Source organism: Flavobacterium terrae, from assembly GCF_900142035.1.
GTDB lineage: Bacteria > Bacteroidota > Bacteroidia > Flavobacteriales > Flavobacteriaceae > Flavobacterium > Flavobacterium terrae.
In genome coordinates this window covers 193,646-211,275 of record NZ_FQZI01000002.1, presented here as the reverse complement: position 1 = coordinate 211,275, position 17,630 = coordinate 193,646, and the positions used below count along the sequence as shown (strand labels likewise).

Genomic DNA, 17,630 nt, shown 5'->3' with positions numbered 1-17,630 from the left:
TTATCTCTTTTTGTATTTTTCAAAAGAAGGATTATAGAATATTCCTTGGTCAGCCATCTTCTGGTTAAATTGAACTGTTTTAGATGCATTAACCTTTGTTGAAGTTGGAGAACTTGTTATAACAGGTAACCCTTGGTGATTATTTCGGGTAACTTCAGGACCAGCAATTTCTCCATTTGCTCTTGCTGTTCTTTGTTCAGAGCCCGTAACAACTCTTTTCTCTTCTTTATTATCATATTTTGCATCTTCTTTCTCAAGTCTAAGATTCATTTTAACTTTCCCTTCAGCTGCATATTTTCCAGCATGGTCACCTTCATGGTCTAATACAGTTGCTGGAGATAAAATATTTCCACTTGTTGTCTCTAATCCCATATTTGGATTCCAATTTACAACATTGTAATCACCTGAATTAGGAGCTAATGAAGGTTGGTCAGTAAATGAAACACCGTCAGTTTGTTGGACATCTACCATTAAATTAGGGTTTTCTGCAACTGACCTTAATCCATCTCCGCCACCATTACCTACATTATAACGATATGCATCAACAAAATCTCTGACAAACTGATTGTCTGGCAAAGCCGTTTGCCCCCCATTAAAAATAAATTCCTGCTGTTTACCATTTTTATCAACATAGTTAATTCTCCAATCGTCAGCTTGCATTCCATCAGGGTCTACAAATCGCATAGGATTGTCATAACAGTATGTGTAAGGATTCCATCTTCTTGATGTTTCAGCAAGTGGGTCAATATTCATCCATCTACCAATTGCAGGGTCATAATTCCTAGCTCCATAATCGTACATGTTCAGCCCCAGCTCGTCCTGCAACTCTTTTCCGTTGTATTTATAATTATAAGTTGGTTTTGGAGCTTGTGGTGTACCACCACCTCCTTTTAGTGCTACAACACCTGATCTTTCCTCTTCTTCTTTGAAAATTAATTTTGTATTGTTATAATTAGTGTGTTTTAACCCAAAAGGATAATAATGATTTTCTTCAATAATCTTAAGAACTTGTGTATCTGGGTCAATACCATAACTTACTCTTATATTCCCTAAATGGTCTGTATAATTAAAAACATAGTTATAATTATTAGCTCCGTTTACAACGGTATTGTTTACATATCCTTCAGCATGTGGGAAAAACTGTAACACATTATCTCTATACTGAAAACCTCCATTTAAATATTGAGTTACATTACTACCAGGAACAAAAGTAGTACCATTATAAATTAAATCGTAAACTTTTTTTTGCACTTTTTGTCCTAGTGCATTGTAAATATATTCAATTTTTTGATTTGATACACTAGTAAAATCAATCTTAGTAGGTAGGTTCAAATGGTTGTAAAATATCTTTGTAATGCCCTTGTTGTCATCTTTAGTAAGATTTCCGTTAGCATCATATTCATAATCATCATCAGGATCATTAACTCCGTCAGAATCATCTCTAAATCCCTGTGGATTGAAGCTATAATCTATCACCTTTATCAATTGATTTTTTTTGATAGGATCATATGTATAATTTAATTCATCAATAGTATTTTCTGGAAGCGAACCGTCTGAGTCTTGGTCACCGTTTCTGGATAAATAATTAATGTTTCCGTTTTTATCGTAAGACAATAATTCTCTATAACTGTTATAAGCTGAGCTTACTTCAGGTTTTATGTATTGAGCATCAAGTAATCTATTTAAGGCATCGTACTTGTAATTGTATTTTCTAATTACATTATCACTATTGGTTCTCCAATAAGTTTCGGCAATATTGCCATTATAGAGTAACCATGGTTCAATATCGTTTGTTCCTATAGTATTATGAGTATTATAACCTATCTTAAAAGCAAATAAATCGTTAAGTTCAAGATTTGTTCCTTTAGAAAGATTTGCAACATCATTAATGGCTGTAAGCCAACCTCTAATATTGTAATTATAATCTACTTTTTGTAAACCTAATGTTCCTGTAACATCATTACCTCCCACATTTTTAGATGTTAATTGCCCTAATTCATCATAAGTGTTTTTAGCAATAAGTTGCTCAGGAAGATTATTAATTTGTTGTTTGTGTAATGATAATCTATCCTCAGGAGTATATTCAAAAGTGTCGGTTACTTTTATTTCAGTATCACTATTAACTCTTTTATGAGTGGTTTGAGTTTGTAATGTTTTACCAGCCCAATCTAATGTGTTGATTGTATGGGTATAACCTCCTAAATAATTATTTGTATGTGTAACAATAGGGCGGTATTTATAATCATACAACGTGTACGATAATTCACTAGCATTTGGATTATTAGGGTCCAATACTTTAACCCAACTACCAGTTTGTAATCCTTTCACATTAGTTGCATATGGAGTACCTACCGATAGATTAGGATTAAAGCTATAATTATCATAAAAGTTTTTGGTTAAAATATCTGTAGTGCCAAGAACAAATGGATTAGTTCCAGAGTTAATGTTGTTTTGCCATGAACCTCTTGAGGTTTCATCTATGCTCATTGCTTTCCATCCCGTTTGGGTTACTCTACCAAAAACATCATATTCTGTTATAAGTACCCCTGAGGTTGCATCACCCGATGGTGAAAATGCTGGACCTGTAGCCACAGGTCTGTCTAATTTGTCATACACAATAAACTCCCATTGTTTTCCAGGTAGTTTTTTAGCAACCAGTCTATTACGGTAATCGTATTTGTATTGATAGCATAAACCGTTTAAACTATTCTCAGAAATATCTCCATCAGCTAACGGAGGAATAACATAAGTCAAATTACCGTATTGATCATAAATGTAATAAGTATCATGTTTGGCTTCAGATTCTACAATTGTACCTCCTTCTATAATGTTAGAAAAAGTTCTTTTTAGCACAACTCGACCTTCTTTGTCTTTAAATTCCTGAGTAGTATAGTTGTTTCCAGAAATCCAATTTTCATCTTTAGTTACTGTTTTATATAACTGATTGGCTTGATAATTTCCAGAATTTGAAATAGCAATATCATATAAAAGATTGCTTGTATTCCAAGTAGTTGTAACTTGAAATAGTTTAATTTCACTAGCTGTATTAGTTTGATAGTCACTCTTGATTTCATGACCTGAATTCATGGCCCATGCATTACCAGGCGCAGCTTGTTTTAAAACTTTATCTAGGGGTGATGCTTCTAAAAGCTTTTCACTGTAAGGGTTAGCATCGCCATACAGACCTTGATAATAAGAACTTGTTCCAGTACTTGCAGTTACTGGATCGATAAATTGCATGTTGTTTTGGGAACTCGGATAGGGTAAATAGTCTTTTACCTGACGTCCAAAAGCATCATACTCAATATGAGTTACAATATCTTTTCCTGTATTAGATTGAGCATTGGTAACCTTTTGAATAGGTCTACCTAACCCATCAAAATAAGTGACTTGATGCAAAGGTTTTGTTGCTCCTTGATCTCTGTAGGTAGTGGTTTTGACAAAATTTTGATCTGTGTTTTGAGCTAAAGCAAAACCAGAAATCAATAAAAATAATAGTTTCTTCATGTTGCTTTAGTTTTAGTTAGGTCTGTAATTATAATTGTTTTCACTAATAACGTTTCCTTGATGGTCTACAACTTGCTTGAGTCTGTTAAATTCATCGTATAAATAAGTTGTTAGATTACCTTTCGGATCGGTAACGGTACTAACTCCTACCAACGGTTTATAGGTTAAGGTAGTTACCATAGCATTTGGCAACGCAGTACGAAGGTTATTTAATGCTGTAATTAGCTCAGATTCTGTTCCAGTATCTGATTTAGATTGTAAATTACTTACATAGGATTCTACATCAGCATACGAGGCATTTTCAATTTTGGCAATGGGTTGTGTTTTATTGTAACCCCATATATAAGCTATCTTGGTACCGCCTATTTGTTCAACCTCTAATGGGTTGCCATTAGTGCCATCAATTCTATTATATTTAATTCTGTCTTCTAAGTCTTGGTTTCCTTTTGAAACTTTTACAATTTCAGGAGCTAACAAATTATTCCCCCAGTCTTTATAAAGAGTTTCTTGTGTAGATAGTTTTTCATTATTTCTTAAGGTTTCTGTTTTTAACGGTATACCTATCATGTTTTTAGCAATCATAGCTTGATTGCCTATTTCATGTGCATAAGAATATTTGGTTTCAAGGGTTTCTTCAATTGAATTTCGGTTTTGTGTACTTTTAATTTGATAGTTGTTTTGTGTATTGTATAAATACTCATTAACTGTAATGAATTCTGATCCTTCATAGTATTCAGTTTGAGTTATCTTTTTTAGAGGAGCAAAGCCACCAGTTAAAAAATATGATTTATAATAGTAATCTTCTGAACATTCATATTTTACACCTCCATTACCATCAGGAACCCAACAATTAGGTATATTATTATTAGCAGGTTCTCCACTTACATTCCCAGAACTCATAAAACTAAATAAGGGTAATCTAAATGAATCTCTTGTTTTTTTGTATTTTTTTAAAGGATCTGTAACATTTTGAGATAAACCTTTATAAGTGGGTTCTGGCTTTAAGGTTTCAATTTGTGGATCACTGTTAATCATATTAAGCATAGAATTCTGATTGTAATATTCATATTCTAATGTTCTCTGTAATTCATAATTGCCATTATTGTTTTTGTAATAATTTGTAACTAAAGGTTTTCCTCTTAACCATTCATTATCAGTAGGGGCATGCTGAGGGAATTCCCAATATTTTCCATTGTCTTGAGTATCTGTAAAAGAATACTCTATTTTTCCATTGTTTTGGTTACTGTCACCAAAATATTCAATAACAGTAGTGTAACCTGTTGAGTTGGATTGGTAAGTGCTAAAAGGAGCTCCAGGTATACCTCCATAGTTAGTGTATATTCTTTGTCCATTTTCATCTTTATAATGAAAAGACAGGAAATTAGGCAATCCATATAAATTACCTTTGCCAGGATAAATATATTCTTTACTCGTAACAAGAGAATTATCGTGATTGAATTGCTTTATGCTTTTAATTCTTTTTCCTCCAGAATATAAGTTATCACTGGAATTTACATTTTTTTTCCAATTTAGTATGATGTTAAATCCGTTAACCATGTCAAGATGGTCGTATGGATAGTTTAAAGGATGTACATTCAAAACATATTTTCCTTTCGGTAACAATATTGTACTTAAATTAGGCTTTAAAGGATATGATTTTTTTGTGTCAACATTTGTTATTGAAGCTTTATAAGAACAAGTTAATTCTTTACCAGTTATACATTCTGAATTGTTGTATATATGGAAAGTAGTGTTGATTGTTTCATAATTTGAAATTCCAGTATCTACATCAGTTATTTCAAAGATTTTAGTATAATATGATCCATTAAAATTAGTATTATATTCAAAAGGAGATAAACCAACTGGAGTAGCATCATCTTCAGGCATTGTTTCATGGATAATTATATTTCCATCAAACCTATTATCGTAAAATGCTACGTTATTTTCATAAGTATAAGTTGTATATCCTTTGGTTGGATATGTAATTTTTTCTAACATACCTGCAGAAGAAAAAGTTGGACTAACTCTTCTATTAATTGGGTTAACATTTGTTTGAAAAAAGGTAAGATAATGACCGTTTGGTTCACCGTTGTAATATCCCCACGCATCTTGAGATGTTGAAAATCTGCTAGGTAGTATCTGATTAGTATACTCCAGTTTATATGTAATAGGTTCAACTTCGCTGGAAACAACAGGAAACTCTATAACTTCAGATAAAAATAATCTTTTTTCAGATTCAGAGTCAAGCATTCTCAGTTGAGGAAGTACATTTTGATCTTGAGGATTTGCAGAAGTATAAAAGTGATTGAGTTTAATTTTTTTGATCAATACATTTTTTATATCATATAATTCTATTTGATCCAAAGATCTTCCTCCTAGTAAATCTTCTCTCTGTTGCTGTAAATTATTTATAAATTTTATTTTGCCTTGATTAAATTTTATTTCGCTTAATTGTTGTTGAACACTTTCTATTTTAGAAAAGTATGAGGTGGGAGTATTGTAAAAATTGTTTTCTCCCTGCTTTTCATGTTTATCATGGTTCTTCTTTATGTAGTAAGTAGTCTCAGGTTCGTAAAAGAATTCTATTTTGTTACCTTTTGATGTTTCTATCTCAACTAATTGCCAAGAATTAGGTTGATAACTTTCGTTTAAATTATTTTGCTGAAAAAAATTTGAACTATAAATATAGGATGTGTTTGATTTTTCGTAATTCAATGCTTTTCTTGATTGATCTTTTGTTTTGCCATAATAAAACTTGTTTCCTTCTTTATCTGTTAAGATAAATCCTGAACTTAATGATGCATTGGTGGTTGAATTAAAATCATGATTTATTATGATATCTTTATAATCTTGGATAACGGGTTGGTCATCCATGTAGTCAAAAATAAATTTACCACTTTCACTAGGTGTTGAAAAATAAAATTGATCTGGAATAAAATCATATGGATTAGTTTCAGGGTCAACAGTTGCACTAAGAATATTTATTCTTCTACTAGGGCTATATTGAAAGTCTCTAAAATGATCATTATAAAGTATTCCATATCCATCAGCTTTATCTCTTATTTGTCTAGATACAACACCTCCATAATTCAACGACCAACCAGCTCCAATTCTTGAGGAAATTTCGTCTACTAAAATACCTTTAGAATAATAATCTAATCTAATTGGAATTTCAATGTTATCAACTTTTATTGTTGTTATAGGAATTGAAATGTTTGCTAAACCGGAAAAATGAGAAACGGGAGTTTCAATAGCTTTTAACATTTGTGATGCTTCAGGGGAAGGTGGTACAATATTGGGCAACTCTTGAGCTAATGTTTTAATACTCAATGTTAAAATTAATAATATAAATACTTTACTTAATTTCATTTCTAATTCTTTATAATTTTCACAGAGTCTTCTCCGTTGTTTGTTTTAATGTTTACTAAATACACACCACTTGGTATGTTTCCTAGTTGAATTGGAACAGTATGTTCACCATGGAGTTCTATTTTTTGTAATTGTCTACCATTCAGGTCATATAAAGTTGCCCAGCCATCGTTGTAGTCATAGTTTACTAATGTATTGGTAAAGCTTTCAGCAGGGTTAGGATAAGCTTCTACTGCTGTTTTTGTTTTTTGTTTTTTCTCTTTGTCTTTTAGTTTGACTACCCAAAAATCGTTTCCTCCTATGGAGCTTCCTTTATCTCTAGATTGTCCTCCTTTTGAAGTTCCTGCAAGTAAGTAACCCCCATCTCTGGTTTCCAAGAGTTTTTTCATCACTTCATCTCCTTTACTACCCACGGTTTGGGTCCAGACCTCTTCACCGTTGTCTTTTATTTTTAAGGCTATATAATCGTTTATACCTTCTTTGTCATTTTTTGATGTTGATGACTTACTAATTTCTGATTTCTGATTTCTGATTTCTGATTGTGCATACCCACCTATAAGAAAAGTATGATCCTCATTTTCGACTATCGATGTTAATACATCTACTTTCCCATAGTCATAGGTTTCTTGCCAAACAATATCACCAGTTTCATCTAGTTTTACTACCCAAAAATCAGTTCCCTTTCCATTGCCTTTCTTTTTCGAATTTGTGGCATTAGAGTTTGAGTTTCCTCCTAGAAGAAAACCTTTGTCTTTAGTTTGAATTAAAGTGAATAAGTTATCATCTTTATCACCTCCAATAGTTTTTTGCCAAGTTATATTTCCAGATTCATCTAATTTTACAATCCAATAATCCCCAAGCCCAAAATTATCTGATGTTTTATCTCCAGATACGGGTGAATTAGAATATCCTCCTAAAATATAACCTCCATCCGTAGTTTGTTCAATGCTTTTAAGTTCATCAAAATATTTTCCTCCTATAGTTTTTTGCCATTCAGGAGTTCCATTTACACTAAGCTTAACTACCCAATAATCAAGATTACCTCTATTTTTTTCAGTTTTTTCATGAAGGTTGATTTCTTCCTTATCATTTTCTACTTTGTCTGAGCTCGATGATCCTCCTATAATATAACCACCATCTTTAGTACAAGCTATACTTTGTAATTTTTCTTGACCAGTGCCGCCTATTGTCTTTTGCCACATCACACCACCTTTAGCATCTAGTTTTATGATCCAAAAATCAGCATCACCATAAGCATTATCTTTTTTATCTTCAGATTTATTTGAAGTCGAAGTACCGGCTAAAATAAACCCACCGTCGTTAGTTAGTTTTATACTTTGTAGTAAATCGGTTCCAGAACCACCAAAACTTTTTTGCCAGTCAAGTCCACCTCTTTCGTCCATTTTCCAAACCCAATAATCTAAATCTCCTTTATTATTGTCAGATTTGTTACCGTTTTTATTGGAAATAGAACTACCAGCAAGAATGAAACCATAATCAGGAGTGGGAATGGCGTCAAAAAGATATTCAGCATGTTTTCCACCATATGATTTTTCCCAAAGTATGTCTTGAGCATGCATTGTGAAAACACAAAAGAAGAGAGTAAGCAGAGCCAAAAGCTTGCTTTTAAGATGATAAAGTATCATACAAACGTGTTAAGGTTAAGAAATGTTTTTGATTTAGAGACGGTTGATATGCTTGTTTCTTTTAATCGGGCGCAAAATTAGATTTTATTTTAGCATAAAACAATCACCAAAATTGGTTATTTTTTTGTAGGAATTTATAATAATTTAACTGCTCAATTATCTTGAGCTTCCAATCATTGAAAAATTCGTTAAAAAGTAAAAGTTGGTTGTGCGCAGCAAGTTTTTTTGCTTTAGGATTTGAAATGCAATTGGAACACTGAGAAACCCAGACTTGAAATCGAAGATTCACGAATTTCTTAGGCTAAATAAGAGCATGAGTAATTTTGGTACTTTGTTTCAAGACAAAGTACAAATAAGAAAATTAGTTATAAATCAATAGCAATTTTAAGCCATAAAAATAAAACCCAGTAGTTTGCTACTGGGTTCAAATCTTTAAAAAATTAAATGATATCTAAAATGCAGAGCACATTATATTCCTCATTTTTCAACGAATATTGTACACCATTTACTTGTTGATAGAACGAAATCATGAGCATAAAAAATTGCTGGCCACTTCCAGTTGGAATTTGAGTCGGGGTCAATGAAATAGAAGTAGGTGTGAGGTTTATTGGTAAGTTTGATACAGAGCTATAGTTTAACTCTGAAATTTCTGTCTCAAAATCCAATGCAAGTACAGCACTTTGAAAACTTACATGTGTAGCTCCTTGCGGAAATAAAATTTGTTCAGCAGTTAGTAAATTAGTTACTGTTACTTCACCAGTTGAAGTGTTTAATGTATAGGGAGCCATTAGTACTCCATTTAAGGTTGATTTTGCATTAAAGTTGAATCCTCTCAAAACTTGTTTACCTTCAGGGGTTCCTAACCCTATAGAAACTTTTCTCTCTCCTCTTGCAGATACTGTATCTAAGTTCTTGATTTGAGACATTACACCAAGTAATCGACTCGATAGTTTACTGTCTTTTGCTTTTAGAACCATAGAGCCTAAAGCACGACGTAAAATTTTTCCACTTGAACCACTATGTCCAAATTCATTGTTATTTTCTCTGGTTCTAACAAAATTTGAATCAGAACCAATGCGTTCTTTAGAAACGCCTCCTTTTCTGCGTACATAACTAACGCCTTCTTTTTTGTAAAAGGTTAAATCTTCTACTGTTCCCTCAATCTTAATGAGACCGCTTACTCTAGCCATATGTTTGTGTTTTAAAATTATTATGTAGCAATACTAAAGCAAGAAAAATTAATGTAAAAGAGAGATTGCCGATATCGCCTTTTATTGCAGAGAATTGCAACTTTTTGCAGTAAAATTTAAATAAAAGTTAATTATAATAAATCGTAAGAAAAATAATATAAAATTAGCATAATTATTGGTGTGATTAATAAGTGTGTAAAACAACATATTCATACTAGGACTATACTCCGAGTTAAAGTCGATGATACTCCGACTGTACTCCGAGCATAAGCCGAAGAAATGACAAAAAAGAATTGAATAAAATTTTAATCGATATTCAGAATGAAAAGAATTTGTATATACGCAAAAGACATTCAACAAATAACTGGTAAGAGCGAAAGACAAAGCCGTAATATTATTATGAAAATAAGAGAATTGCATAATAAACAAAAACATCAGGCAATAACAGTCGATGAGTTTTGTTCTTATATGGGGATTAATCCGGCAAGTGTACTTCAAGTATTAAAATGAATTTTAATATCCTTTTTGTGATTAAATTGATGGCTGAGCATAGCCGAAGCCAAAACAATAACAATAAATACCGTCCTAGTTTTCGCAGGTGGAGTGTCTGATGGTTGACATTCTGTTAAAAAGAAAAGTCGTTTGAAGTCTGTAAGACAAGTTCTTTTCTTTTAGAAATGAAAACAAAATCAGACCACTGAGAAAACAAGACTTGAAATCGAAGATTTAAGAAATCCTTAGGCTAAAAAATAGTATGAGTAATTTTGTTTCTTTTGTTTCAAGACAAAAGAAAATGATTTCATCATATATAACGAGGATTTGCAATCCGTAATAATAACCTCATTTTTTGTTTTTTTTAACACCATAAAGTTCCATTGTTTAGCGCTTAACAATAACAAATTGAGTATTTTTGTTCCGCTAAAAAAAACTTATCCAAAATAATGGACAAAAAAATATTCTCCTTTCTATTCTCGACAAAGCTAATGGCTGTTTTATTCATAGTATTTGCGGCAGCCATGGCAGCAGGAACTTTTATCGAAGACGCATATAATACAGATACAGCTAGAATAATAATTTATAATTCGTGGTGGTTCGAAGTAATTATGTTTTTCTTCATGATTAACTTTCTAGGAAACATTAAAAGATATCAACTGTATAAAAAAGAAAAGTGGGCAACTTTAACACTTCATTTGTCTTTTATTTTAATTCTTTTAGGGGCTTTTGTAACAAGATACATAAGTTATGAAGGAATGATGCCCATAAGAGAGGGAGCAACAGAGAATCAGTTTTATTCGGATAGAACTTATTTAACAATGTATGTTGATGGGCAACATGAAGGAGAAACTAAAAGAAGAACTTTTGAAAAACCATTATTACTTTCTGCCGCAGTAGATAATACGTTTACAGATGAATACCAATTTAGCAATATTCCTTTCAAAGTTGAATTAGTTGATTATGTGATGGGGGCTAAAGAGACCATAAAACAAGATGATAAAGGTATTCTTTATCTAAAAATGGTTGAAGCAGGAGAAGGTGGTCGTCATGAACATTACTTAAAAGAAGGTGAAGTTCAAAGTATTCACAATATATTATTTGCACTTAATAAATACACCAATGGAGCGGTAAATATTACTATAAATGATAAAGGATCTTCAATAGAGACTCCTTTTGATGGTAATTTTATGCGTATGGCAGATCAGTTTAAAGGTAATGTTGTTAAGGATGCTAAAGCAGATTTAATGTATCGTTCACTATATAATGTGGGTGGTGCTCAATTTGTTTTTCCTGAAGCATCCATAAAAGGAGTGAAGGAGTACAAGTCAAACGGGAACTACAAAGATAAAGAATTAGATGATGCTGTGGTGTTGAAAATTTCCAACCAAAATCAGGAAAAAACCATCACTTTATTAGGTTCAAAAGGAAAGATAAGCGAGCCACAAAGTTTTAAAATTGGTGACTTAGATTATACAGTTATTTTTGGAAGTAAAGTATATGAGCTCCCTTTTAAAGTTAAATTAAACAAATTTATTGCTTCTAAATATCCTGGGACTGAAAAGAGTTATTCTGCTTTTGAAAGTCAAGTAACGATTCTAGACGAGAAACCATTTGATGCTCGAATTTTTATGAATAATATTTTAGACCACAAAGGATATAGATTTTTTCAAGCTGGTTTTGATCCAGATGAAAAAGGAACAAAATTATCAGTTAACCATGATTTCTGGGGAACTTGGATAACGTATATTGGATATTTTCTACTATACTTAGGAATGATGGCAATTTTATTTACTAAGTATTCTCGCTTTGGTGAGCTTAAAGAAAAGTTGGATAAAGTGCGTATTAAAAAAGCATCACTGACTGTAGTTTTATTTTTATTGTCTTTGGGGGCTTTTGCACAACATGATAATCATGCACACCAAAAAGTGACCGAAAAACAAATAGATTCTTTATTAAATAAGTTTTTAGTACCGGCAGAGCATGCTGAAAAATTTGGGCGATTAGTAATTCAGGATGCTGGAGGTCGTATGAAGCCAATTAATACTTTTTCATCTGAATTACTTCGTAAGGTAAGTAAAAGTGATACGTATAAAGACATGAATGCTGATCAGGTGTTTTTATCAATTACACAATTTCCACAAGTTTGGTATGAAGTGCCAGTTATCTACTTAAAAAGAGGAAATGATAGTATCAGAAAATTAATTGGTATCGAAAAGGATGTTAAGTATGCAAAAATGATTGACTTCTTTGATGCGAAAGGAAATTATAAGCTTACAAATCAGTTGGATAAAGCATACAAAGCTGCTGTACCAAGTCAGTTTGAGAAAGATTTTATTGATGCAGATAAAAAAGTTAATCTTTTATATTCTGCTTTAAGTGGGCAAATATTGAAAATATTTCCAAAACCTTATGATAAAAACAATAAGTGGCTAAGTTATTTAGAGCTGAATGAGTCTACCAATACAGCTCTTGACACAGTAAAAAATGTATTGCCCTTTTATTTGAACTCATTAGATAAAGCTTCATTTTCTAAAGATTACAAACTAGCTAATAGTTTAGTTGTTGGTTTAGAAAAGTATCAAAAAAAGTATGGATATGAAGTGCGTCCTACAGATAAGCAAATTGACTTAGAAATTGCTTATAACAAATATGATGTATTCAAAAAATTATACTCTTGGTATATCTATGCAGGTTTACTAATGTTTGTTTTTGTTATAGTTTACATCTTTAATAAAAAGAAATGGGTTTCAATAACAATTAATGTGTTTCATGCTATAATCGCTTTATTATTTTTATTGCATACAGCAGGTTTAATCGCACGTTGGTATATTTCTGGACATGCGCCTTGGAGTAATGCATACGAATCAATGATTTATGTGGGATGGTCTATTATGTTTTTTGGATTAGCTTTTGGTAGAAAATCTAAATTAACTGTAGCATCTACTGCATTTGTTGCTGCAATGATATTAATGGTGGCACATTGGAATTGGATGGATCCTGAAATTGCAAATCTACAACCTGTACTAAATTCGTATTGGTTAATGATACATGTGGCAGTAATTGTAGCAAGTTATGGGCCTTTTGCATTGGGAGCAATTTTGGGCTTAGTTGCTATGTTGTTGATGTTGTTTACTACAAAAGAGAATAAAAAAGTAATGGATCTCAATATCAAAGAGATTACTTATATCAATGAAATGGCTTTAACTGTTGGTTTAGTGATGCTTACCATAGGAAACTTTTTAGGTGGTCAGTGGGCAAACGAAAGTTGGGGTCGTTATTGGGGATGGGACCCTAAGGAGACTTGGGCATTAATTAGTATTATGGTGTATGCATTTGTTATTCATATGCGTTTTGTTCCAGTTTTGCGTGGTAAGTTCATCTATAATTTTATGAGTGTTTTAGCATTTGCTTCAATATTAATGACTTACTTCGGAGTTAATTTTCACTTAAGCGGTTTACATTCATATGCTTCTGGTGAAAAACAAAATGTTAAAATTTATGGATATGTGTTAGTTTTTTTCTTAACGTTTTCGATAATTGTTTATATTAGACGCAAGCTAATTGAAAAAAACAAATAACCATGAAAAAGAAATTACTTATTGTAGCATTAATGGCGGTTGTTACATTTAGTTGTAAAAACCAAGAAGACAGTATTAAAAACAAAGCAGTAAACGTGGAATCAATTCAAGAAAACACAGCTGGTGAGGACATTTATCAATTCAAAGTCAATGACATTTCTGGAAAAGAGTTTGATTTAGCCTCATTAAAAGGGAAAAAAGTAATGATTGTAAACACCGCTTCAGAATGTGGTTTAACTCCTCAGTATGAACAATTACAAGCGTTGTATGATGAGTTTAAGGGTAAAAACTTTGTTGTAATAGGTTTTCCATCAAATGATTTTGCAAATCAAGAACCGGGAAGCAATGCAGATATTGCTGCTTTTTGTTCTAAAAATTATGGAGTTAATTTTCCTATGATGGAAAAAATTTCTGTAAAAGGAGAATCAATGCATCCTTTGTATCAGTTTTTAACTTCAAAAGCTAAAAACGGTATTGAAGAAAATAAAGTTGAATGGAACTTTCAGAAATACTTAATAAATGAAAAAGGCCATTTAGATAAAGTGTTATCGCCTCAAACACTACCTATCGACGAAGTTGTTATTAATTGGATTAGCTCTTAAAAATATTTATAGATTAAAAAAATAAATGCACTATTGATATAGTGCATTTATTTTTTGCCAAAGAGTGTTGTCAAAATCTGATAAGGCCGGATTAACACTATCAGCAGCGTCTCCCATTCTAATCACTACCATTTTTTTGCTTGGAACAACATAAATTTTTTGATCATTTTTACCAAGTGCCATATACATATCAGCGGGCCCAGCAGGAATTATACTTCCATTAAATTGTAACTGACTTTGAGGTAAATGGTAACTTGATTTTCCGTTGAGCCACCAAAGATATCCGTATGATTGATTTATATTTTGTGAAGTTGTCGTTGCTTCATTGAAATAATTGGTGTTGATTATTTGAGTACCATTCCAGTTTCCTTTATTAAGTGCTAACAAGCCGAATCTAGCCATACTTCTTGTGTCACTCCAATAAACTGAATTGTCTCCACTTTGAAACCAGCTTCCGTTCATGCCAATTTTATCTCTAAGTTTTGTGTTGAAATAGTTGCTCCAAGTTTGATTGGTTGCTTGTGCTACTACATCTTGTAGCTTAACATAAACATTATGATATGCCCATCTTGTTCCAGCATCGGCTTTATATTGTAAGTTACTTGGATCAACATTGTCTCCTAGCGCATCATCTAAACCCGAAGACATACTTAATAAATGTTTACATGTAATTAAATTTTCTTGAGCTAAAGTTTCAATTGTCCATCCGTTACCAATGTATGTTGAGACTTTATTGTTGATGTTTAAAAAGTTCTCCTGTTGTGCTATTCCTGTAACTGTTGATGTTAGTGTTTTTCCTGCACTTGCCCAGTACCACAATGAAGATGAAGCATGATTATTGAAGTAATTTTCCATTACAATTCTACCATTTATTAAAATTATAAATGATTTAGTATGTTTTAGTTCTAGGTAATCTAATAATGGTTGAACTGCAGATTGATTCCAGTTTAGAGAAGCAATTGTTTTTGTCTCCCACACAGAAGAATTGTTAGGTGGAAAATACATACTTTCCTCTGGTGTTGGTTGTGAGGGCGCTGTTGTAGTTTCGTCATCAGAACTGCAACTCACGATTCCTAAAAAGACAAAGCTTAAAAGATAAAATAGTTTCATTTTGGTAGTTTTAGTTATTTCAAATTTAGACTATAATTTTTCAAAAAGGTTTAACCTAATGTGTTAATTTTACAATATGAAAAAGAGTATTATTTTGTTAGCGTGTTTAGTTGTTTTTTCTTGTAAGGATAAAGTAACTATAAATAGTATAGATAAAATTAAAGGATATTGGCAAATATCAAAGGTAGAAACTGCTCAAGGAGATGAGAAGGACTATCCTGTTAATGAAAACTATGAATATTTTGATATTAAAAACAAAGTAGGTTTTCATAAAAAAGTAAGATGGCAACCTATGGGAACTTTTTTAGTAGATGATTTACAAGAAAAAATGGTTGCTTCAGAAAAAGAAGGTGAATTGGTTTTAGATTTTTCTTCAAATTTTGGTAAGCATTCAGAAACTGTTATTGAACTATCTGATAGTTTATTGGTTTTAGAATCAAAAGAAGGTGCAAATTTTTATTATAAAAAAGTTAATATAAATTCATTACCTCACTATGGCAAAAAGGCTGAGTAACGAAAGTTCTATAAGCGATATTTTAAAGGAAATTATTGAAGCTAATAAATTAGATAAAGGCTTAAATCAAATTTCTGTGGCTGATGCGTGGAAAAACCTTATGGGAAATGGAGTAAATAATTATACTAGAAATGTATTGCTTAAAGGTTCAACTTTATATGTCGAATTAACTTCATCGGTTTTACGAGAAGAACTGAGTTATGGAAAAGATAAAATCATTAAGATGATCAATGAAGAACTCGGAAGGGAAGTCGTAAAAGATGTTGTTTTAAAATAAAGAATGCCCCATTTTGTGGGGCATTTTTATTAACCAAAAAATTAAAATTGCGCAGTTTCTGTCGAATCTTTCATTGCTACAGTAGAAGCTAAACCTGCTGTAACAGCATTTTGTACTTCGTCAAAATAAGTTGTACCAACAAAGTTTTGATGTTTCACTGCTCTAAAGCCTTCTGCTTGTAACGCAAATTCTTTTTGTTGTAATTCTGAATAACCTGCCATTCCTTTTTTCTTATACGCTAAAGCTAATTCAAACATTGAAGTGTTTAAAGCATGAAATCCTGCTAGAGTAATGAATTGGAATTTATATCCTAAGGCTGCTAAATCTTCGCGGAAAGTTTCCATTTCTTCTACACTCAATTTAGCTGCCCAGTTGAATGATGGAGAACAGTTGTAAGCTAATAGTTTACCTGGATATTGTGCGTGAATAGCTTCAGCAAATTTTCTAGCTTCTGTAATGTCTGGAGTTGAGGTTTCTAACCAAATCAAATCTGCATAAGGAGCGTATGATAATCCTCGGCTAATTCCTTGTTCTAATCCTGCATTAACATAGAAAAATCCCTCAGGAGTTCTCTCACCAGTGATGAATTCTCTATCTCTGTCATCAATGTCACTTGTTAATAAATTGGCAGCATCAGCATCAGTTCGAGCAACAATCAAAGTTGGAACATTCATAACATCAGCAGCTAAACGAGCAGCGACTAATTTGTTTATTGCTTCTTGAGTGGGTACTAATACTTTTCCGCCCAAATGACCACATTTTTTGGCAGAAGATAATTGGTCTTCAAAATGTACACCCGCAGCACCAGCTTCAATCATTCCCTTCATTAATTCGAAGGCATTTAGATTTCCTCCAAATCCTGCTTCTGCATCAGCTACGATAGGAACTAGATAGTCTTTTTTATTTTCTACTTTATTTACAGACTGAATTTGATCTGCGCGTAATAAAGCGTTGTTGATTCTTTTTACTACTTGTGGTACACTGTTAGCAGGGTATAACGATTGGTCTGGGTACATTTCGCCAGCCAAGTTAGCATCAGCAGCTACTTGCCAACCACTTAAATATATTGCTTCTAATCCAGCTTCTACTTCTTGAATAGCCTGATTTCCTGTCATAGCACCTAGTCCGGCTACCCAATCCTGAGAATGTAATTTTTTCCATAGTATTTCTGAACCACGACGACCTATGGAATGTTCGATTTGATAAGAGCCTTGTAGTTCTACTACTTTTTCAGCAGTATAAGGTCTTTCAATTCCTTTCCATCTTGGGTTAGTAGTCCATTCAGTTACTAATTGTTGAATTCTTTCTTCAGTTTTCATAATTTTGTTGTGCTTTAGATAGT

The 17,630-nt window shown here is 32.2% G+C and carries 11 protein-coding genes; 5 read left to right on the top strand and 6 right to left on the bottom strand.

The genetic code is table 11. The features are described from left to right. The 4 genes from BUC09_RS05190 to BUC09_RS05175 all read right to left on the bottom strand — a co-directional run bounded on the left by BUC09_RS05190 (window position 1) and on the right by BUC09_RS05175 (window position 9,712). On the bottom strand, window positions 1–3,507 hold the full coding sequence (locus tag BUC09_RS05190; RefSeq protein ID WP_073309365.1) for a DUF6443 domain-containing protein: 3,507 nt from the start codon (window positions 3,505–3,507) through the stop codon (window positions 1–3). A 12-nt stretch (window positions 3,508–3,519) separates the two neighbouring features. Continuing rightward, a complete protein-coding gene (locus BUC09_RS05185) occupies window positions 3,520–6,876 on the bottom strand; it encodes an RHS repeat domain-containing protein (RefSeq protein ID WP_073309363.1) in 3,357 nt (1,118 codons plus the stop codon). Window positions 6,877–6,878: 2 nt separating this feature from the next. Next, a complete protein-coding gene (locus BUC09_RS05180) occupies window positions 6,879–8,522 on the bottom strand; it encodes a T9SS type A sorting domain-containing protein (protein WP_073309361.1) in 1,644 nt (547 codons plus the stop codon). A 440-nt stretch (window positions 8,523–8,962) separates the two neighbouring features. Further along, window positions 8,963–9,712, bottom strand: coding sequence for a hypothetical protein (locus BUC09_RS05175; RefSeq protein ID WP_073309359.1), 750 nt, complete (start codon window positions 9,710–9,712; stop codon window positions 8,963–8,965). Between the two features lie 321 nt (window positions 9,713–10,033). Here BUC09_RS05175 and BUC09_RS05170 point away from each other — a divergent pair, with 321 nt between their 5' ends. The 3 genes from BUC09_RS05170 to BUC09_RS05160 all read left to right on the top strand — a co-directional run bounded on the left by BUC09_RS05170 (window position 10,034) and on the right by BUC09_RS05160 (window position 14,387). After that, window positions 10,034–10,222, top strand: a complete 189-nt coding sequence (locus tag BUC09_RS05170) for a hypothetical protein (RefSeq protein WP_073309358.1) — start codon at window positions 10,034–10,036, stop codon at window positions 10,220–10,222. 431 nt (window positions 10,223–10,653) lie between these two features. Beyond that, window positions 10,654–13,785 (top strand): cytochrome c biogenesis protein CcsA, encoded by a 3,132-nt coding sequence (gene ccsA, locus BUC09_RS05165; protein WP_084127115.1) that lies wholly within the window; start codon window positions 10,654–10,656, stop codon window positions 13,783–13,785. A 2-nt stretch (window positions 13,786–13,787) separates the two neighbouring features. Further along, window positions 13,788–14,387: a glutathione peroxidase gene (locus BUC09_RS05160; RefSeq protein WP_073309354.1), complete on the top strand. Its 600-nt coding sequence runs from the start codon at window positions 13,788–13,790 to the stop codon at window positions 14,385–14,387. A 30-nt stretch (window positions 14,388–14,417) separates the two neighbouring features. Here BUC09_RS05160 and BUC09_RS05155 read toward each other — a convergent pair whose 3' ends face one another. Further along, window positions 14,418–15,497, bottom strand: a complete 1,080-nt coding sequence (locus BUC09_RS05155; RefSeq protein WP_073309352.1) for a serine hydrolase domain-containing protein — start codon at window positions 15,495–15,497, stop codon at window positions 14,418–14,420. 76 nt (window positions 15,498–15,573) lie between these two features. Here BUC09_RS05155 and BUC09_RS05150 point away from each other — a divergent pair, with 76 nt between their 5' ends. Continuing rightward, on the top strand, window positions 15,574–16,011 hold the full coding sequence (locus BUC09_RS05150; RefSeq protein ID WP_073309351.1) for a hypothetical protein: 438 nt from the start codon (window positions 15,574–15,576) through the stop codon (window positions 16,009–16,011). Then, window positions 15,992–16,288, top strand: a complete 297-nt coding sequence (locus BUC09_RS05145) for a DciA family protein (RefSeq protein WP_073309349.1) — start codon at window positions 15,992–15,994, stop codon at window positions 16,286–16,288. Before BUC09_RS05150 ends, BUC09_RS05145 begins: the two co-directional genes overlap by 20 nt. Window positions 16,289–16,329: 41 nt before the next feature. Here the strand turns inward: BUC09_RS05145 and aceA are convergent, their stop codons facing one another. Next, the gene (gene aceA, locus BUC09_RS05140; protein WP_073309347.1) at window positions 16,330–17,607 is read right to left on the bottom strand and encodes an isocitrate lyase; all 1,278 of its coding nucleotides are present in this window, start codon (window positions 17,605–17,607) and stop codon (window positions 16,330–16,332) included. Window positions 17,608–17,630: the final 23 nt, after the last annotated feature.